The 19,951-nt window shown below is 49.0% G+C and carries 17 protein-coding genes; 3 read left to right on the top strand and 14 right to left on the bottom strand.

The features are described 5' to 3' along the window. Nucleotides 1-8 precede the first annotated feature (8 nt). From FBF26_00375 to polA, 3 genes are all read right to left on the bottom strand, one after another. Nucleotides 9-656: a hypothetical protein gene (locus FBF26_00375; GenBank protein ID QJU09732.1), complete on the bottom strand. Its 648-nt coding sequence runs from the start codon at nucleotides 654-656 to the stop codon at nucleotides 9-11. Between the two features lie 117 nt (nucleotides 657-773). Beyond that, complete coding sequence (locus tag FBF26_00370) at nucleotides 774-2,543, bottom strand: DUF262 domain-containing protein (protein QJU09731.1); 1,770 nt, start codon at nucleotides 2,541-2,543, stop codon at nucleotides 774-776. A 17-nt stretch (nucleotides 2,544-2,560) separates the two neighbouring features. Then, nucleotides 2,561-5,095 carry a DNA polymerase I gene (gene polA, locus FBF26_00365; GenBank protein QJU09730.1) on the bottom strand — a complete coding sequence of 845 codons (2,535 nt, stop codon included), beginning with the start codon at nucleotides 5,093-5,095 and terminating at the stop codon, nucleotides 2,561-2,563. Between the two features lie 34 nt (nucleotides 5,096-5,129). On the opposite strand from polA, the gene FBF26_00360 reads away from it, so the two are divergent. Next, entirely contained in the window at nucleotides 5,130-5,717 is a 588-nt protein-coding gene (locus tag FBF26_00360; protein QJU09729.1) for a dephospho-CoA kinase, read from the top strand. Nucleotides 5,718-5,778: 61 nt separating this feature from the next. Here FBF26_00360 and rpoD read toward each other — a convergent pair whose 3' ends face one another. Both rpoD and dnaG read right to left on the bottom strand, forming a co-directional pair. Continuing rightward, the gene (gene rpoD / locus FBF26_00355) at nucleotides 5,779-6,744 is read right to left on the bottom strand and encodes an RNA polymerase sigma factor RpoD (protein QJU09728.1); all 966 of its coding nucleotides are present in this window, start codon (nucleotides 6,742-6,744) and stop codon (nucleotides 5,779-5,781) included. Beyond that, nucleotides 6,741-8,474: a DNA primase gene (dnaG, locus tag FBF26_00350; GenBank protein ID QJU09727.1), complete on the bottom strand. Its 1,734-nt coding sequence runs from the start codon at nucleotides 8,472-8,474 to the stop codon at nucleotides 6,741-6,743. Before dnaG ends, rpoD begins: the two co-directional genes overlap by 4 nt. 54 nt (nucleotides 8,475-8,528) lie before the next feature. Here dnaG and FBF26_00345 point away from each other — a divergent pair, with 54 nt between their 5' ends. Continuing rightward, nucleotides 8,529-9,149 carry a hypothetical protein gene (locus tag FBF26_00345; protein ID QJU09726.1) on the top strand — a complete coding sequence of 207 codons (621 nt, stop codon included), beginning with the start codon at nucleotides 8,529-8,531 and terminating at the stop codon, nucleotides 9,147-9,149. Between the two features lie 71 nt (nucleotides 9,150-9,220). Here the strand turns inward: FBF26_00345 and FBF26_00340 are convergent, their stop codons facing one another. The 3 genes from FBF26_00340 to FBF26_00330 form a co-directional block, all read right to left on the bottom strand. Further along, on the bottom strand, nucleotides 9,221-9,556 hold the full coding sequence (locus FBF26_00340) for an MmcQ/YjbR family DNA-binding protein (protein ID QJU09725.1): 336 nt from the start codon (nucleotides 9,554-9,556) through the stop codon (nucleotides 9,221-9,223). A 15-nt stretch (nucleotides 9,557-9,571) separates the two neighbouring features. Beyond that, complete coding sequence (locus FBF26_00335) at nucleotides 9,572-10,276, bottom strand: hypothetical protein (GenBank protein ID QJU09724.1); 705 nt, start codon at nucleotides 10,274-10,276, stop codon at nucleotides 9,572-9,574. Nucleotides 10,277-10,373: 97 nt separating this feature from the next. Then, nucleotides 10,374-10,928, bottom strand: coding sequence for an oligoribonuclease (locus FBF26_00330; protein ID QJU09723.1), 555 nt, complete (start codon nucleotides 10,926-10,928; stop codon nucleotides 10,374-10,376). Nucleotides 10,929-10,971: 43 nt separating this feature from the next. Here FBF26_00330 and pyrH point away from each other — a divergent pair, with 43 nt between their 5' ends. Continuing rightward, on the top strand, nucleotides 10,972-11,676 hold the full coding sequence (pyrH, locus tag FBF26_00325; GenBank protein ID QJU09722.1) for a UMP kinase: 705 nt from the start codon (nucleotides 10,972-10,974) through the stop codon (nucleotides 11,674-11,676). Nucleotides 11,677-11,788: 112 nt separating this feature from the next. Here the strand turns inward: pyrH and FBF26_00320 are convergent, their stop codons facing one another. From FBF26_00320 to FBF26_00295, 6 genes are all read right to left on the bottom strand, one after another. Next, nucleotides 11,789-12,223 (bottom strand): hypothetical protein, encoded by a 435-nt coding sequence (locus FBF26_00320; GenBank protein ID QJU09721.1) that lies wholly within the window; start codon nucleotides 12,221-12,223, stop codon nucleotides 11,789-11,791. A 46-nt stretch (nucleotides 12,224-12,269) separates the two neighbouring features. Further along, nucleotides 12,270-13,313: a hypothetical protein gene (locus FBF26_00315; protein QJU09720.1), complete on the bottom strand. Its 1,044-nt coding sequence runs from the start codon at nucleotides 13,311-13,313 to the stop codon at nucleotides 12,270-12,272. Between the two features lie 59 nt (nucleotides 13,314-13,372). After that, nucleotides 13,373-15,004 carry an arginine--tRNA ligase gene (gene argS, locus FBF26_00310; protein ID QJU09719.1) on the bottom strand — a complete coding sequence of 544 codons (1,632 nt, stop codon included), beginning with the start codon at nucleotides 15,002-15,004 and terminating at the stop codon, nucleotides 13,373-13,375. 239 nt (nucleotides 15,005-15,243) lie between these two features. Further along, a complete protein-coding gene (locus tag FBF26_00305) occupies nucleotides 15,244-16,845 on the bottom strand; it encodes a CTP synthase (GenBank protein ID QJU09718.1) in 1,602 nt (533 codons plus the stop codon). Between the two features lie 49 nt (nucleotides 16,846-16,894). Next, nucleotides 16,895-17,296 carry a hypothetical protein gene (locus FBF26_00300; GenBank protein QJU09717.1) on the bottom strand — a complete coding sequence of 134 codons (402 nt, stop codon included), beginning with the start codon at nucleotides 17,294-17,296 and terminating at the stop codon, nucleotides 16,895-16,897. After that, on the bottom strand, nucleotides 17,265-19,712 hold the full coding sequence (locus tag FBF26_00295; protein ID QJU09716.1) for an SGNH/GDSL hydrolase family protein: 2,448 nt from the start codon (nucleotides 19,710-19,712) through the stop codon (nucleotides 17,265-17,267). Before FBF26_00295 ends, FBF26_00300 begins: the two co-directional genes overlap by 32 nt. Nucleotides 19,713-19,951: the final 239 nt, after the last annotated feature.

Below are 19,951 nucleotides of genomic sequence, written 5' to 3'. Positions count from 1 at the left end.
AGACGCCCCTAAAATTTGAACAGCGTATCCCGCTGGTACAGCCCGATAGAGGTGGCCATTTTGCTGCCATCAGGGATTTGCTTGATAAACATATCGACAATTTCCTCGACATTGGCAACCGCTGAACCCTTAGAGCCACTGCAATCTGACGTCCATAGTGCCTTGATCGCTGTTCCATTCATCAACAATTCAAATTTGTACACCTTGCCAGTTGCACAAATGCCGCGCAAGTCATTCTGCTCATCGCTCAGCTGTCGCCCCTCCATCATCTTGCGCTTGTCCAGCGCGTACACCAACTCTTCATAGGCCTTGGCGTTATTATTCAGCTGCTTGGTGTTCAGCTGCTTCTCAACATACCCCTCATACGTCGTCATCACCCGCGACGACGGCGCAATGGTTATTTGATACGAACGGAATTTCTCATCAGCGACAATCGGGCCACGCACTGTCAGCCTGACCGCTCGGCTCTCGTCGGTTTGTAGCAAGTCGCTTTTTTTCTGCTCAGTTGTCTCCTGCTGCTGCTTTTGCTCATCGCCACCAAATATCGACCGGCTGATGCTGATAATCGCGACGATTGTCACGATGGTGATAATAATGACTAGTAAAATCGGCACAAACCGAGAAAAGGAATTAAAAGAATTATACGTACGCCTCATGGGGTGATTATACCATAATATTAGATTTTTGCACTAGTCACCAGGAATATCCTACATTATTTAGTACAGTCAGATTAGCATACTAATACCTTAATATTACCTTACTTAGGGCAGTATTTATCTTTTATCTACAGACCAGATACCATCGGATGCTTCTGCAAAAGCATTTTGTCTTTCTATTATTTCGTCTTTACCCCAATCGCTTTTTTTATTTATTAGATCAACTAGATCACCATTCATCTTTAAGTCTGAATCTTTAAAATGACGAATCTTTTCGTTAATTGCTTTATTGCTTGCAGATGAGTTTAACGCACCTTTTAGGATTGTCAAATTACCAAGCATATTAACACAGTTTTTATGATCGGTTTGCGATATATTCCACCCCTTGTTTAACCTCTGGGGCATAATATGCTCAATTGTAACAACTTCTTGAGTAACGCCCTTCTCGCCGCTACTTAACTGATTTTCTATTTGAGTTAAAATGTACCGAACAAGATTTTTATTATTAGATTTTAGGCACAATAAACCAAAATCAGCAATAAACTGCTCTCGTGGAGGTAGAAGTTTATCTTGTTCAATTCTATTCAAAAGCTCCTTATCTAATAAAGTTGCTATTCTTTGTTTATCCCGAGTATCGGACAATTTAAATAGTTCGTTTGAAAATTTAGCATACATTTTTTCAACACGATTTGCTGGTAATTTTGAAACTACAAAATACCTAAATGAAAACCTTTCTATCTGACCAAGCGATCGAGCAAACATCTTAAGACTAATAAATTCTTTATTTCGCTTAGCTGCTATAGACATCAGCCAAACCATATAGCTCTGAGTATTCATAACCCTCAAAGCACGTAATGAATCACTGATAGATTTTGCATATTCTGCTTTTGCTTCTGGGTGCCCAAGAAAATCCCTTATCTCATAAGGCGATCCATTAAATAATACCCGTAAAGATTCCGCGATCTGATACATATCAGAAAGCAATTCCCTATAATTCTTTGTTTCTTTCTTAATTTTCTTGTAAAGCTGACGCTCGCCTATAAACGAGTGGTTTCTTATCCAATAATACCTAATAAACGTATTAATCGTAAACTTTGGAATCCGCAATTCTGTAACTATCTGAATAATATTATCCCACTCTTCAAGTGCTCTTGCTTTTTCTTCTTCTGTTCCTTTTATCTTTTGTAGAAAAAGGTTTTTAAACAAGTCCGAGATAGAAAGATCTACACCACGAGCATTGAACCCCTCAAACACTTCGTAAGCATCGTCCTCATCGTCAAGAATAACCAGCACTAGATTAGTGTCTAGAAGATTCTCAAGTTTTTGTAGCAGCAACTTTTTTCGTTGATTATCATTAGCTTTATTTGCATCGTACGAGTCACGTAACTTATCTTTGAAGTAATCATATGCACGATGAAGATTTTTCTGATCTTCGTTCTTATATTCCTTTTTGATACTTCCTGAAATAATCATGTCAATATAGCATTGCTTCAGACTGCCCGCAACATCTATCTTAAAGATGGCATTATTGCTACCTAATACCTTCTTTTTAATAAATCTTTCCAAAGAAAAATATTCCTCATCACGACCAAACTTTTCGCTCCAAACATCTTTCAAGGCTGTTATAAACACCGAGCTTGTAATAAGACGTTGTTGACCATCCACAACCCCAAAAGAACGTTTTTGTTTTGTCCTACTAACAATGACTGAGCCAAGTAAATAAAGCTGTCCTACTTCTTTACGTTCAATAAAATCATTCCAGAAATTCTCCAATTCGTCTTGACCCCACACATAACTACGTTGATAATGCGGGATCACAAACTGATCATAGTCGCCACTATCGAATAAATTTTGTAATGTTGCTTCACGAGCCTTAAATCCCGACACTAGTCTAACCCTCCCTTTTACAGATTACCCCAATTATACCCCAATTCAACATCAACCTTCAATCGAATTGGCAGTTCTGGGCAAACGCCTTCCATCTCCGCACACATGATGTCGCCAACTCGCTCGGCATCTTCCGGTCGGCACTCCACCAAAATTGAGTCGTGAACCTGCAGGACCGGCTCGGCCAGCCCAGCCAATTTATCCTCCAGCCGAATCATCGCCAGCTTCATCAAATCCGCTTCCGTACCCTGAATCGGCATGTTCATGGCTGCCCGCTCGGCCGCCGAACGCACCATAAAATTGCTCGACTTAACGTCGGGCGTTGGTCGGCGCCGACCAAAATAGGTCTCGACAAAACCCTGTTCACGCGCTTGAACTAAAATTGTGTCCAAATACTGGCGGATTGGCTGGCGTACCGCAAAATAGTGTTCAATAAACTGTTTCGCCTCAGTAAAGGTCATGCCAGTAGCTGCCGCCAGCCCATGCGGACTCATACCATACAGCACGCCAAAGTTGATCACCTTAGCCGCCCGCCGCTGCAATTTTGTCACCTCAGCCATCGGCACACCGTAAGTCTCGGCTGCCGTCTTGGTATGAATATCCACGTCGCTATTAAAATCGTCAATCAATCCCGTGTCACCCGCCAGCACTGCCGCCAGTCGCAGCTCAAATTGTGAATAATCCGCGCCAACAAATACCTTGCCCTGACTGGGCACAAACGCCTGACGAATCTTCCGGCCCAGTTCTGTGCGCACCGGAATATTCTGTAGGTTGGGATTGGTACTACTCAACCGCCCGGTGCTGGTGACGTCTTGATTAAAGGTGGTATGAATCCGCCCGTCCTCTGCCACCAACTTCGGCAGCGCTTCAATGTAGGTACTGATTAGTTTAGTCAGCTCCCGGTACCGCTCAATCAGCTCGATGATTGGGTGCTGGCCGCGCAGTTTATCCAGCTCTTTCTGTCCTGTCGAATAGCCAGTTTTACCTTTTTTGATGCCAGCCGTCGGCAGCTGCAACTTGGTAAATAGCACCTCGGACAGCTGTGCTGGGCTAGCAGCGTTGAATTCACGCCCGGCCATCGTATACATTTGTTGTTCAAGCTGGCTCACCTCCGCCCTCAGCTCCTGGCCCATCTGTTCAAGCAGCGCCGTGTCCAGCTTCATGCCGCGCTTTTCCATCTGAAACAGCGGCCAAATCACCGGAAAATCAAACTCGCGAAGCACCCCGGCAATCTGCTGATGGGTCGCCATATAATCCTGCTGCTGATGGTAAATCTGGCGGAGTCGCGCCAACTGTCGCAACGCGGAATTATCCTCAGAAAAATCGCCCGCCAGTGCCGCCAAACGACGGTCGCGCCTCAGCGGATCGATCAAAAACGCCGCCTGCCCAACATCCCAGACCTCATGAAAACGCACCGCCACGTCATGGGTGTCCAGTGCATGATACAACTCCTTGACATCCACCGCGATCACCACACCCTGCGCCAGCAATTGCCAAACATGTTGACCAATCTCAATCATCTTCGCCCGCCACGCCACGCCAGGCTTGGAATTGATATAGACCGTGTCCGGCTCTGATGGATCAATATAGATAATATTTTCTGACTCAAACAGCGGCTCAGCCGGCAAATTTTCAACACGTGGTAACTCCAGCTCCGCCGTCTCCACTGCCTCATCCGCCACCTGCATTGTCTTTGGCAACCGCCCGATCAGCGAATGAAACTCCAATTTCCGCAAAATCTCCGCCACCCGCGCAAAGTCACAGTCATTGACATCCGCCACTTCCCAATCCAGCTCTACTGGCGCGTCTGTCCAAATTTCCGCCACTTGCTTGGTCAAATACGCCGACTCGCGGCCCGCTTCTAGCTTTGCCCGCAGAGCGCCTGTTTGCTCATCCACGTGCGCGTACACGCCGTCCAGCGTGTCATATGCTTGCAATAATTTCACCGCAGTTTTTTCACCAACGCCCGGCACACCCGGCAAATTATCACTGGAGTCACCCTTCAGCGCCTTCAAATCCAAAAACTGATCTGTCCGAATGCCATATTTTTGTTCAAAATATTCCGCCGTAAATTCCTCGATGTTCCTCAGACCATTTTTCATGGCGTAGACTTTAGTCAGCGGCGACACCAATTGCAACGCATCCAAATCCGACGTCAGCAGACAGGTTTGCACGCCGCGCGCCTCCGCTTGCCTGGCAAACGCACCCATGATATCGTCCGCCTCATAATCATCCAGTTCATACAGCGGCCAGCCAAAGGCATCCAAAAGTTCCATCAAAATCGGAATTTGCTGATAAAAATCATCGGGCGCTGGCTTGCGACCCGCCTTGTACTCTGGGTATAATTCCCGCCGCTTACGGATGTTAGTGCCGCGCTTGTCCCATGCCACCGCCACGTAGTCCGGCTCCAATTTCTTGATCAGCTCAATTGCCAAACTCACAAATCCATACACGCCACCGGTCGGCGTACCATTCGCCGTACTGAGACCTGGCATGGCATAATACCCTCGGTAAAACACTGATTTTCCGTCGATGACCGCCAAACGCTTCATATACTCAGTATAGCAAATTTGCTATACTAACAACATGACACAACCACATGCAAACATTATCGCCCTCGTCGGTCTGGCTGGTAGCGGCAAAAGTTCGGCGGTCGAATATTTCACCAAAAAGGGTATTCCGAAAATCTATTTTGGCGGCATCATCTACAAGGCCATGGAAGAGGCCGGCATTGAACCAACGTGGGATAATCAGCAAAAATTCCGTGAGGAAATTCGCCGACGCGAAGGCAAAGATTTCGTGGTCAAGCGCGTCGTTAAATCCGCGCATGACTTGATTGACGCTGGCCAAAAACTGATCGTCCTGGACGGCTTGTATACCTGGAGTGAATATAAAATTCTCAAGCACGAATTCCCTGGCCAAATGTCCGTCATCGCCGTTGTCACGCCAAAACACCTGCGTTATCAACGTATGGCCAAACGCCCTGAGCGACCGATGCAACCACGCGAAGTTGACCAACGCGATTGGTCGGAAATTGAAAACCTGGAAAAAGGCGGACCAATTGCCATCGCCGATTATTTTGTGATGAACGACCACGGACTGGACGAGCTATACGCGCAGCTAGAAGCCGTCACTCACCACGAACATTTTTGTAAGGCGCCTGAGCAGTGCTGAGTCACAACGCATCAAAAAAGCCAGACATATCCGCCTGGCCTTTTTATTATCGCCCGTCAATCTAACTCAGATATTCGTACAATTTCTTGGCGTCTTTGTGCTTCCGCAGTTTCGCCAAAGCCTTCGCTTCAATCTGGCGAATTCGTTCGCGCGTCACAGCAAATTGCTGGCCGACTTCCTCGAGCGTATGGCTTTTGCCACCATTATCCAGCCCAAACCGCATGCGCACAATTTTTTGCTCGCGATCAGACAGGCTCGACAGCACCTCGGCGACCTTTTCTTTCAGCAGCTGATTGGTCGCTGACTCTTCTGGCGAAATTGTATCTTCATCCTCGATGAAATCACCCAACACCGAATCTTCCTCATCACCATCACGCCCGATACCGGCATCCAAACTCGACGTCTCTTGCCGAATTTTATTGATGTACTCAATTTTTTCCGGCTCCATGTCCATTTCCTTGGACAATTCTTCCATCGTCGGCTCGCGGTTCAGCTCCTGGGTAAGCCGTCGCTGCGTCCGCACCAGCTTGTTAATCGTCTCGATCATGTGCACGGGAATGCGAATCGTCCGCGCCTGATCAGCGATCGCCCGGGTAATCGCCTGGCGAATCCACCACGTCGCGTAGGTCGAAAACTTAAAGCCCTTGTCCGGATCAAACTTCTCCACGGCGCGCAACAAGCCGGTATTACCTTCCTGGATCAAGTCCAGAAAATCCAACCCACGGCCCGAATACCGCTTGGCAATCGACACCACCAAACGCATGTTCGCCTCGGCCATCTTGTCCTTAGCCTTCTTATCGCCCTCGATGATTCGCCGCGCCAGCTCCATTTCCTCATCCGAACTTAACAGCGGGATCTTACCGATCTCACGCAAATACAACCGCACCGAATCGTCCGAAATATCATCCAGATACTGGCCAGCGTTCAACGCCTCGAGATCTTCTATCTCCTCGTCATCATGTACCGCCGTCAAATCTGGCTCGAGTGGATCGTCATTGGTCGGGGTGTATTGCTGGTCGTTGTTCACGCATTCTCCTTAATCAGTGCGTTCAGCTGCTGCCGCAAGGTGCGCGCCTGCGCCTCATCGCTAAGCTCCTCAGCCTCACGCAAATTGTCTAATAGTTGTTGTTTTTTTGTGTCGCGGTGTTTACGTATCAATTGCTTTACCAAACGCGCCATTTCACTGTCCAGAGCCTCCGGCTCCCAGTCCATGTAGCGGCGTTCACTTTTTAACTGTACTATTTTCACATACTGCTCAAATTTTTGCAAGGGACGGGGTAATTTTTCTATGTCAAGTAGCGGCTCAGCCTGCAGCGACGTCACCACTGCTCGAGCTGGCTCGTCCAAGCTTGCCGCCTCGAGCGCCCCAACCCAGCGCCGCGTCGACGGCTGACTAAGCGCTAGACCGACGATGATGTCCGCTAATTCGTCACGAGGTTTACTGGGAGTCGCCTTTTCAATCTTTGGTTGTTTGAGCTGAGCGGGCGGCGTTGATCTCTCAGCGCCGAGCTTTGCCCGCAAGGCCGCGAGACTAGCGCCAGTTTCTTTAGAAATCACCGCCAAATAATGCTCTTGCTCCACCGGATCTTTCAGACTGCGCACAATTCTGAGTGCAGTTGTCGAAAATCGCCGCTTGCCTTCGGCCGTCGCCAAATCTTCCATCTCGGCGTGCCGAGCAATTACCCAATCCACCGCCGGCTGCGCCTGCTCAACCGCCAGCTGCCATAATGCCGCATCCTTTTGGATCAATTCGTCTGGATCTTTCACACCATCCGGCAAGCTCACCACCTCTAGTTCCACACCAATTTCTTGCGCCAAATTGATCGCCCGCTCCGTCGCGCTGACGCCCGCCCGGTCGCCGTCAAACGCCACACGAATCCGCCCTGCCAACCGACTCAACGCCTTCAGATGTTGCAGTGTCATCGCTGTCCCCGCCGTCGCCACCACGTTTTTGACGCCGGCTTGGTGGCTGCTAACCACGTCCAAATTCCCCTCGACAATCACCGCGGCGTCGCTCCTACGAATCGCCTCTTTCGCCTGATACAGCCCAAAAATATGGCGCGATTTATCAAATAGCAATGTCTGCGGCGTATTCAAATATTTCGGCGCACGCGGATCGTCGCGGATAATCCGCCCCGTAAAGCCAACCACCTCGCCGCTGCTATCGCTCAAGACCACCATCATCCGCCCCCGAAACAAGTCGCCGCCAAACCGATTCACCAGCCCCGCGTCAGCCAGTTCCCGGCGCGAAAATCCCCGCTTCTCCAGCGCTTTCGTCAGCGCATCACTCTGATCCGGCGCATAGCCGATGATAAAATCACCGATCGTCTGCCGATTCAGCCGCCGTTTTTTCACCGCGTATTCTCGTGCTGCCGAATTTTTCACCAAATTTTGCTGATAGAAATTCGCGGCCAATTTCAGCGCCTCCCCTGCCCGCGCCCGCCGCTTGGCCGTGCGCCCATCACCACCAGAAAACAAACTCAAATCCACGCCTGCCTTGCGCGCCAAATGTTCCAACGCCTGCCGGAAATCCATCCCCTCCACCAGCATCACGAACGTAAAAATATCGCCTCCCTTGCCCGAAGAAAAATCATGCCAAATCTGCTTTTCCGGACTGACCATAAAACTCGGCGTCCGCTCATCGGTAAACGGACTCAGTCCCTTCAGATTACGACCCGCCCGCTTCAGCTGAACATATTCGCCGATCACGTCCTCGATATTTAGCCGCGCCCGCACTTCTTCCTTGGCATCTTGCATGGTTTTTATTATATCACTCTTTACCTCTGTTGTTGTTTATGCTTTAATGGGTATATGCAGCCACACAATGACTATGACGTGCCAACCGGTATTGATTATCTTAATCAGATTTCTGCACCACCAGCGCCGCAAGGCTTTGATAAAAAATCAAAGATTATCTTGCTCGTTCTCGGTATCGTCGGACTACTCGGCCTGGTATTCATCATCAACGCCGCCCAAAATGCCTCCCGCGGCCCTTCATTAAATAACCTCATCGCTCGTCTACAAAAACTCCAAACTGTCTCCGAGAAATTTACTTCCCGCCTCAAATCCAGCCAGCTCCAAGACGCTAATAGCTCGCTTACCGCCGTTCTCACCACTGCCAATAAGTCTATCGAGACACCAGCCGCCGCCCAGAACATCGACGTCAAAAAAGACCTCAAAAACATCACCGCGCTCGACCCACCGACAAAACTCGAGGAAAAATTTGAGGAGGCCTATCTCAATGCCGACCTCGACAACACCTATGCCTACACCATGAATACCGAACTGGCTGATACGCTCTTGATGATGAATCGTATCAAAGAGGGTTCGCGCAGCAAAAGCACAATTGACTTTCTTGAGAAAACCATTTCCGACCTCACCAACGTACGCAAGCAGCTCATGGCGATCACCGGTGATTCGGACAAGTCATAACCACGCACGACGCGGCACAAGTCGGTCGGAGCAGCACTATTTCTCCCAGCACTCAGTTTACGCTGCCTTACTCACTCCGCCACCAGCTGATAACTTAGCCGCGCCAAGTCAAAAATTTCCTCATCACTCAGTTGCCCCGAGCAGATAATCGTATTCCAATGCTTCTTATTCAGATGATACCCCGGCAGCACCGTCTCGTACTTCTCGCGGAGATTCTCAGCTAGTAGTGGGTCGCACTTCAGACTAACCCTGAGCGGCTTCGAGCCCTCTGTCACTAGTGCCACCATCTTCCCCGCGCCGTTATTACTCTTGCCAAACTTATACACCGCAACATCCTCGCCAAACGGATAATCCAGCCACACGCCGGGCAAACTCAGGATAAATTCTTCAAATTGTTTATGGGTCATGCTCTCAGTATACAATCACAGCGTCTTGAGAGCAATTTTCTCAGCCATACCCCGCATCGCGCCAAATCGACTTGCGGCATTTACCGCCACGGCCGCCATACCGCGAAGCGCCGCTCGTGTTCGCGCCCTGAGAACATCTCGCTTTGTCAAACCCTTTTGCTGATCTCGCTCTGATTGCCACGCTAATTGGATTGCCCGGCCCGCCAACGCCAAGCCTCGCTGCTTGTCACCCACTAGACTTTCAATCATACTCCAGCGAGATGCCATATTTATCTCGTACTGGTCAGCATTCTCTTCTTTAGAAAGCTGATTTACTTTTGCCATGTCCAGCGCAGCTTGCCGCGTCATGAGTCGTGCCTTGTCTGCCAATGCTTCATCCCTACCGTCTGTCAATAGATACGCCTTTAATGCAAATATACCAACATATGATGCCGTGGCAGACCGCTCTCGTAACGTCTCAGCTTCAGAATTCTTATTGACCGCTATATCATGAACATCATATGCTCGATCAATATATTCAAGTGCCTCATCAGTTCGGCCCAAACGATCGCTCGCGGCGGCCATGTTGCGATACACCTCCCCTAGCAGTGACTCGTTACCCTCACCATGCAGCTCCTCCATTATCAGCGCATTCTCGCCAAGCCGTACAGCCTCATCAAAATGGCCGCGCGAAATCTCATTCGTTAGCCCGGTCATATATTGCTGTAACTCAGAACTCATTGCACACATTTCCGTCAACTCCTTTTACCAAGAGAGTATCAGATAAGTACACTCTTGTCAAATAACTCAGCGACCATGAATATGCCAGCTGGTAGACCTAGCGTTTCACCTTTTTCAAATAATATTGTAGTTCCATGATACTGCCGCGGATATCCTCCAGCGCCCGATGATCCTCTGGTTTGGCAAATTTTTTGCCATATTTACCTTCAAATACCACCTTCCAGGCACTAACATCCAGCATTCGGTAGTGGAGGCGTTTTGAAAATTTCTTGAACCAATGATCGATAAAGCGCCGGTCTTGATGAATTGAATTACCCGCCAATAAAATTGGTGCATCATCAAAATACTCATCCAAAAATGCCAAGATATCGCGCTCGAGCTGCGCCTTAGTTGTCTTGGTGATCTTGTTTTGCGCTATCAGCTGCTCTCGCGCAGCCGCACCATCGCCATACCAAAATGATTTATTCTTATCAAATCGTGCTTGCATTTTCTTGCTACACCAGTGCGCTGCACCCTCAAAATGAGCAATTTCCGTAAACCCCCAGTCGGTCACAATCATCGCCACCTCAATCGGAAAATCCTCCACCGGATCTAGCCCGGTCATTTCCATATCCAGCCATAAAATTCGCTGCGGCTTGAATTTCGCTTTCATGTTTCTATTTTACCACTTCCTTGCAGCATGCTACACTAAAGTTATGGCAAAACGTATCCTTCTCAAATTATCCGGCGAGCAGCTCCAGGGCGAGTTCGCCAGCGGCTTCGATCCTAAGCGGGCTCGTTGGATCGCCGAACAAATCAAACCGGCCTTGAGCAGCGGCGCCGAAGTCGTCATCATGGTCGGCGGCGGCAATTACGTCCGCGGCAACCAAATCATTGGCCACGGTATCCAGCCCGTCTCGGCCCACAATATCGGCATGCTCTCTACTCTGATGAACGCCATCGCTCTGGCCGATGTGTTCAACGACGCTGCCCTACCGACCCGCGCCCTGTCCACCGTCGAGATTAATCAATTCATCGACCAATACACCTTCCGCCGCGCCCTTAGTCATATCAAGAAGGGCCGCATCGTCATCGTTGCCTGCGGCACTGGCCGGCCCTTCCTGACTACCGACACCGCCGCTCTCAACCTCGCCCTCGAGATGCAGTGCGACGTTGTGATCAAAACGACGAAAGTCGACGGTGTATACGACAAAGACCCAGCTAAATTCCCTGACGCCGTTAAATTTGACCATCTTAACTACGACCAAATCCTCACCAATCCTGACATCACTGTTATGGACAAGGCCGCCATTGGACTGGCCGCCGAGGAGAACAAACCGGTCATCATCTGCGACCTGCTCACCGACGGCAACATCGCCCGGGCCGCTCGCGGCGAGACGGTCGGCACGCTAATTTCCTAGCCCACTAAGCACCATACTCTCGCGCTAGGAGCGGTACGCCTTGTTCTAGCATAAACCGTTTCATATAAAAATCCGCCGTCATTTATCCGGCGGATCTGTTTTTAAGGCCCAATTAGTCTTTTTTCTTGTCTAATTTATCCAGCTTCAAGAAGTGAATAATCGCATACACCACAAAGGCCACCGCTAACAAAGTGATGAGCGAGCTAACAAACGCGCCGTACAGAAACTCACCCTTACGACCGGCAATTTCAACAGAGAATGATGCCGCTTGCAGACCTTCCTGCGAGCCGACAATCAACTGCACCAGCGGGTCGATAAACGCTGTCACCAACTTTTTCACGGTATCGCCAGCCGCTGTACCGATCGCCAGACCGACAGCCAAGCCAACCACGCCCTGCTCACGGATAAATGTCATAAAACCGCCGCCATGGCCCTTGACTGCTGCCGCTTTTTCTTTCAGTGCCGCCACACTTGGTTTTTTCACAATTGATTTCTTAGCAGTCGTCTGTTTAGTAGTCGCCTTTTTGGCTACTTTTTTCTCTGCCATAAAAACTCCTTTATGTTAAGTGGTGTCTTGATTGTAGCATAAAACTTTACAAATTATTTAAAAGTTTTCTGGCTGCAGCAAGCTTGCCGTTGCGCAGGCTATTTGGCGGTTTCGCCTCATATAGTGCAATGGCTTCTTGGGCAAGTCTCTTGTCGCCCTTCTGTTTGGCAATTTTTCGCATGACATCTGGCAAAAATAGCTTATTTTTCGATTTGTCGTCTGGAACCAAGCTCTCGTCCACCATAGTCGCCAAATCAATTGCTTCGTCATATTTTCCCGCCGATATTAGCCGACGGCACAACTCATCAACTTCTTTCAGGCCATTTCGCGAATCAACATCAAGATATATCCCTGATAATTCTGACAGCTCTTCACTTGCTGCTTCAATGTCGCCCGACCCCGCTCGTCGGGCAGCATTATACTGCTGAATCAACAACATACGCCCCGGTACTGAGGGTAATGTTAAGAACTGTAATATCCGATTTCGGGGCTTATATTCGTGAGATTGTGCCGCATCAATAGCATCAAATGACAGCCATGGCCTTGAGCTCATAAACTTTTGCCTATCAATCGACGGCGGTAGTCGTTTCAAGAGTTCCTCTGAAAAAAACGCATTCACTGCCCGCAACTCACCCATCGCCAACTGGTCAAGCGGGTTGGACGCGCCGCTGCCAATTACGCCAGTCATATCACAGCACAACTCCTCCGTCGCTACATCCAGCAAAAAAGCTCGCTCGCTGCTCCGATCAAATAGTGTCACCATGGCGTGCTGATTCGCATAACTGACAAAATGCTCAATGCCGAGCTGCTCCAGACACTCTGACGCAATAATGACATGGCCAAAACAATTTGTGGCCTCACGATTGGCAACTTCAATTGCATCGAGTAGCGGTGAGTTAGCCAAAGTCGGAGCAAAATCCACCGTTTGTCGTACCACCCGTGCTATGTCAACCGCTGCTTTCGTTGCATCATCAAACATCTGCGGAGACTGTTCATACACCGCACAAATCAACTTCAGCTGCTGCGAGTCTAATAAAAACTCACGCCGTAGTCCTGGACCAGCCTCAACTAATCGCCATTTAGGTGTCATCAAATTAGCAGAAAGATACTCGTCCATCTCTGCTGTATCATACAATATTTACTAATATTTTACAATTTATCAGGGGCACTGATACCAAGAATGGTGAGTCCCGCCTTCAAGATATCAGCATACACTGCCACCAAACCGACGCGGTGTGCTTCTTTATCGCTGCCAACAACTTGATTTTTCTCGTAATAGCGGTTGAACTCCTGCGCCAATTCAAACAAATAGGTGCAAATATGATGCGGCTCCAAACTTTCGGTGGCGCGGTTAACCGCCTCCGTATATTCACTCAATTTCCTGACCAATAGCCGATCTTCGTCGAACAATTCCGTCGGGAACGTGACTGCCTGTTCAGACTTTGCCAAGATGCCCCGCGCCCGAGCGTGCGCGTATTGCAGATAACTACCGGTGTTACCTGTTAGACTGACCGCATCATTGATATCAAACACCACGTCGCTACCAATTTTCACTTTCAGGAATTGATAGCGCAGTGCGCCCGCCACTACTTCGTCGGTCGGCTCGCCGCCAGCTTGCTTGATGGCCTTTTTGAACTCGTTAAACAGCCAATCGATAGTGATTACCTCACCAGTGCGCGAGCTCATCTTGCCGGTCGTTAGTTTGACGAGGCCAGTCGCATAATTAAACAATTTACCTTTCAGCTCTGAAATCGCCAATTCGCTGGCGGCGATCACCCCACGGAAATACGCCGCCTGCTCCTCACCGTTGACCGTAATCGACAAGTCCAAATTTGGATAATCTTGATGTTTCAGCTGAATCAGCCCCATATCGTGTGCGCCGTACAACCCGTTGCCGTGCGAACCGATAAACACATTATCAAACGCACCGTATTGACTACCTTTGAATATATATGCACCGTCTGATTCGGTAAAGACCTCTGGGGTTTTTGCTTTGATCAAGGCTTTGCCTGGCACTTCGGTTTCGCTCTCGACATAGCGCCGCTCAATTGGCACATTGCCCAGTCGCGCCACATTGGCGTCAATTTCATCAAAACTCCAGGCCTTACAAATCTCGTACACTTGCTTGTACAGCGGATCGTCTAGCACAAACGATTGCTTGGCTAGCTCGTCGATTTCTGCCCGTGCCTCTGGCGATTCCTTGGCCGCCCGCGTTCCTTCAACATACATACGGCTCATAAACTCGTTGCGCTTATCAGCCGGGATAGCATCTAACTTGCTGACATCGCCATCAATCTCGCGAAGAATCGCCCACATACTCTTGCCGACATGCGTACCGACATCGCCGTGATAACTCACCCGGTGTACCGCCGCGCCGTCCACTGCCAGCAAATTCGCCATCGTGTCCGCCAGAATTGAATTCAAGGCGTGGCCAATGTGCATGGCCTTAAACGGATTTGGGCAATTAGTCTCAATGACCACTGTTTTTCCTGCACGATTAGTCGCTGGGCGCACTTTCAGCGACTCCAACACCGCTTGGTCGCTTAATTTCACATTGATAAACCCCGGACCAGCCACGCTAACCTCGCTAAAATCCTGGTGACCGCGCAACTCTTCGGCAATCGCCTCAGCAATCTCACGCGGATTTTTGCCCAAGGGTTTTGCTAGTTGCAGCGCCACATTCGTCGCAAAGTCGCCGAACTTCGGGTCGGGGCGCGTCAATTGCACCGATACATCTTGATCAAAAAGTTGTTTCACCGCCTGAGAAATAATCTGTTCCATACCTTCCAGTATAACAGACGGCGAGCGGTTTTAGTCCTGGCTCAGTTCTTCCAGCTGCAGCAGCGTCACCGAACTCGGACTCGAACCCTTGACGTGACGCAAAACATACCCAAGCGCCGAGGCATCGTCATGACTTAACGTCGTCCCATCAAGCGGATCATGTGTTTCAATTGTTTCTTCAGCCATTTTTATTCCTTTTTATGTTAGGTACTATCTGGCCGTATGTTAGCATAAGTTTTTTACTTTGTCAAGGCAGCTCGAATCAGCCCGTCAAATAATGGATGCGGGCGGAACGGGCGCGACTTAAATTCAGGATGAGCTTGCGTGGCCACGAAATACCGATGATGCGGCGCTTCGATAAATTCCACCAGCTGACCGTTCGGCGACGTGCCAGAAATCACCAGGCCGCCCCTCTCAATCGCTTGAACAAAATCTTGATTCACTTCGTAGCGATGGCGATGCCGCTCAATTACCTCTGTTTTACCATAAATTTTAGCAACGAGCGAACCAGATTTCAGTACCGCCAGATAATCACCGAGGCGCATCGTGCCGCCGGTCAACTGCTTGCCCTGCTGGCCGTCCATGATGTACACCACATTCGCGCCAGGCTCAGCACCGAACTCTTCACTGTTAGCATTCGCCACGCCGCCCAAACGCGCTGCCGCAATGACCGCCGCCTGCAAACCCAGGCAAATTCCTAGATACGGCTTGTTGTTTTTTATACAATATTCAGCCGCCTTGATCTTGCCCTCCACGCCGCGCGTACCAAAACCGCCCGGCACCACGATAGCGTCAACGCTGGCAAAATCAGCTTCACTGGCTGTCTCAGCGTTAATCCACTTGATAGAAATCTCGCTTTTGTTCGCCCAAGCGGCAGACTTTAGCGCCTCGGTTACCGACAAGTAGGTATCAGAATTATCAATGTATTTAGCCACCAAGCCAACGGTTACCCGCTTGTCATACTCAGTTTTATCACGCTTTGCCAAACGTTTCCATCGCTGCAAATTCGGCTCCACTGAATTGTCGGTAAATTCGCCCAATAACTTACCCAAATCACGGTACACCGTCAATGGCACTTCATACACGGTGTCAACATTTGGCATCATAATAATTCCCTCGCGGCGCACGCCAGACGAAATAGCAATTTTTTCGCCGATACTGCGCGGCGGCTTGTCATGACCCTCAGTCCGCACCGCCACCACGTCCGGCATAATACCAAAACCGCGAAGATCCGCCAGTGCATTCTGAGCCGGCTTGGTCTTGTACTCGTGCGACGCCTCCAAAAACGGCACGTACACCACGTGCACGAACAGGCAATTGTCTCGTCCCACATCCAGCGCAAAACCGCGAATCGCCTCGATAAAACTCAGGCCTTCGTAGTCGCCAACTGTGCCGCCAATTTCCACAATATGAACGTCGCCCTCGGCCGCCTCGCGGATAGCCGCCTTGATAGAGTTAGTCAAATGCGGCACCATCTGTACCGTCTGGCCGCCAAATTTGCCGGCCCGCTCATCGGCGATCAAATCACGCAGCAGCCGGCCCGACAGCGTGGTGTTTTTTCGCGTCAATTCCAAATCTAAAAATCGCTCGTAGTGGCCCAAATCCAAATCAGTCTCGGCACCGTCCTTGGTCACAAAGCACTCGCCGTGTTCTTTCGGGTTCAATAGTCCAGCATCAACATTCAGATACGGATCACACTTTTGTGCCGACACGGCGATGCCTTTGGCCTGCAGCACTGCGCCGATACTTGCCGCCGTGATACCCTTGCCAACGCCTGACAGCACACCGCCGGTTACGAAAATAAATTTTTGTTTTTTCCTCACAGTTTTATTCGCCTCCATGAGGCCCTATTGTAACACTTTTTGGTATAAAGCAGAAGATATTTAGCCATCACCGCTGCTGGCGCCGCCGCCACATATCAGCTTTTTCTTCCGGAGTTAAATGCGGAAAATCTGGCTTATTTGGATTCGCCGAATAGCCGGCCAGTTCAGCTTCATGGGGTGTACAGAAAAATTCAATAGAATTCAACAGAGATTTACTCCCGATAAAAGGGCCGCTGACGGTATAATAATCAACCTTTGTGGTAACGTAAAAAGACTGTCCTACGTACGGTCGCCTTCCGCACTGAACCCATTTCGTGTACAACTGAACATTGTTTGCGCCGAAAGGAGAAGCATCCACGAGCAAGATGATAAACAGAAGTATACCAAATCCTAAGCATATCTTTTTCTTGTGCTTAGCTAGGTTTTTGAATAGTTGTTTATCTTTTTCTGAGATAATTTTGAAATGCATATAACAATCCCCCGATTACCATTATTATCAACACTATGATTGAGCCATAGAAATATACTGCGCCCCGATAACCGCCCTTCGTGATGACCGCAGCCCGTGACCTTGTCTCAAGCCCGTCTCTGGAGCTATCCTTGTTTGTCTTACTTTGGACTGCGCCACTGTCGGTTTGTCGCTCAACTGTAACAAAATCATAGTATGTAACTCTCTTTCCATCAGGAAGCATCCCCACAAGCACCAGTGTATGTCTTCCCGGCTGCACTCCATTAGGCAAATTCATTGTCATGTCCAACTGACCACTCGCACTAACCATATGAGCGCCTAGGTCGGTAGGCGTGGAATAAAGCGTCGCGCGTACGGTACTGTGCGGCATGAGTTGATCGTCCACTGAAGATATGCGCAACTTCTCGCCTAACTTTACACGTACAGGCGAAGCATTATTGATACGCCGCGTTATCGGTGCCGCCTGATAAAAACTTCCTTCCTTGGCAGCATTAACCACGTCTCCCCCAAAAGCTTTTTTCACACCTCCGACCTTTTCAGATATTTGTCTGGCAATTCTTAGATGTCCATTTGGATTCGGGTGATAGAGATTTTGCTTTTGCTCATTAAGACGCGATAAAGAAATATTGTGAAGACCCGTCATATACTTATCACCACCACATAACCGACCACCAGATAGAGCATTTGTAATATCAACAAAGGGCACTCCGCTATCTGTCGCCGCCCTCCAAAGTACTTCGTTCATTTCTTTCGTCATATCAAATATGGCTGCTCGTTCACGCTGGTTAAGAAGACCGCCATTAAGAAAACAGTTCTGCTCCCCTTTTTCAATAAACTGCGGGTATCCAACAACGTAAATCTTACTCCCCGGTGAAGCCTCCTTTAACTTTTTAACCAATAGCTTCGTGACACCATACTGATTATGAATGCTGTCTTTCAGTAGTTGCTTCACACGATCATCCGCCGCGTATGAGCAAGTATCCGTGTCATTACACGTCGCTAGTATATCGCCAAACCCCACATCGTTACCACCACCAGTCAACGTGATAACTTTGGGCTTGTATTCTCTAACAAACTCTATCTGCGGTATATAGCCTGGCAGGAAGTTACTTTTTGCATTTTTAATAATTTCATCTCTATTTCCCTCGGTAAACTTCTTCTTTGTAATAGTATTCTGCCCAGAATAGTACTTTAACCGAAAAATATAGTCGTGTATTACCCTTGCGCCGCTACATGCTATCGTATTAAATTTACCGTCCGGAACGTTCCAAGCCTTGGCGAGCAGGAATGGATATGAGCGATTGCTGAGATGACAGTCCTCCTTGCCTCCAGTTTCGCGAATATAATGACTTGACACCCCATTCTGAATATCCCCCTCCCCACTCGAATACGAATCGCCCATTGCGAGATAGTCGAGCCGAGAGGCTTGAGGTTCATCCTTGGCTATAGATATCGTCACCACTTCGTTAATCGCCTGACCACGTAACGCCCGATGTTGATACGTTAATTCTGTAAAGTCATCGTTCGCAGATATTCGCTCATGCGACGCCTCAATATTTTTCCATTGATCACCATAAAACTTCGGGCATATCATCCTCGTCGGACACGGGTCGCGAAATTCATCCTTCATTTTTTCACGATCAACGAGGCACTCAGGCGTAATCCGCCATACTTTAAATATCGCCGTTCCGCCAATAATCACCTGTGTTCCGTCATTTGACACCGCCACACTTGGCTGTGGCTCTACATTATGCGTGTGATCATAATATCCTCTGCCGAATACCTTTCGCTTGCCCGTCTCTAGATCAATGCGCGAGAATATATCATAGGCATTAATGTGTCTTACACTACCAGAATAGACGAGATACCGCCCATTATTAGAAATTCCCCAACTGATAGCATACATGGGCTTTCCGTTGTGGTCGAGTGAAAACGCTGGATTTGACGTATCAAAGTCAAACGATTTTTTACTACTACTCATCGTGAAGCGCTTGGTGAAATTATGGTATTTCTTTAGATGAGAGATTTCATCATAACCAAACGCGTGTCCACGATGCATGCCGATGACCGTATCCGTTCCCTTGAACCAATAAACTGCACTGAGATTATTCACCTTATAAAAGAGACCACCATTTGAAGCATACACATCGTGCCACCCATTTGCCTGCCCAAACCGCCAACCGTTAAACTCATTCAAACAGAGCGTCAACTTCATTGTCGGCTCTTTGTCGTCATACGTCTTTGCCACCGTTACTGTCTCCAATTTACAATGGCCGCGGACATTCACGTTTGGATCAACCGCCGAATCAAGCGGCCGCACATGCTTCACCACCGGATCATTATCCATCCAATTAGCCCCGGCGGCAGAAGCTGTCACCTGGTGTAATAAAAACGACACTCCAATGAGTGCCGTCATAGCTACCAAGCCGATAGTTTGCAAATTACCGTGTCGCTTTTGATTGTTAACCCCATGCGCCCCCTTACGTTGTCTTAAGTATAACACATCAACAACAAAGTATATTTTTGATCGCTTTATTCGCAACCATCGCAAATCGTCAGACTTGCCGGATCAATCGGCGCAGCGACGCCCCCGCTCGCCTTAGCCTGCTCATCAGCCACCGCTTGCGCTGCCTGCATCGCCGCATCAATAGCACT

Source organism: Candidatus Saccharibacteria bacterium oral taxon 488, assembly GCA_013100825.1.
Taxonomy (GTDB): Bacteria; Patescibacteriota; Saccharimonadia; order Saccharimonadales; family Saccharimonadaceae; genus Nanosynbacter.
Note: the sequence above shows the minus strand (reverse complement) of the source record. Positions and strands in the feature narration are given on the sequence as shown.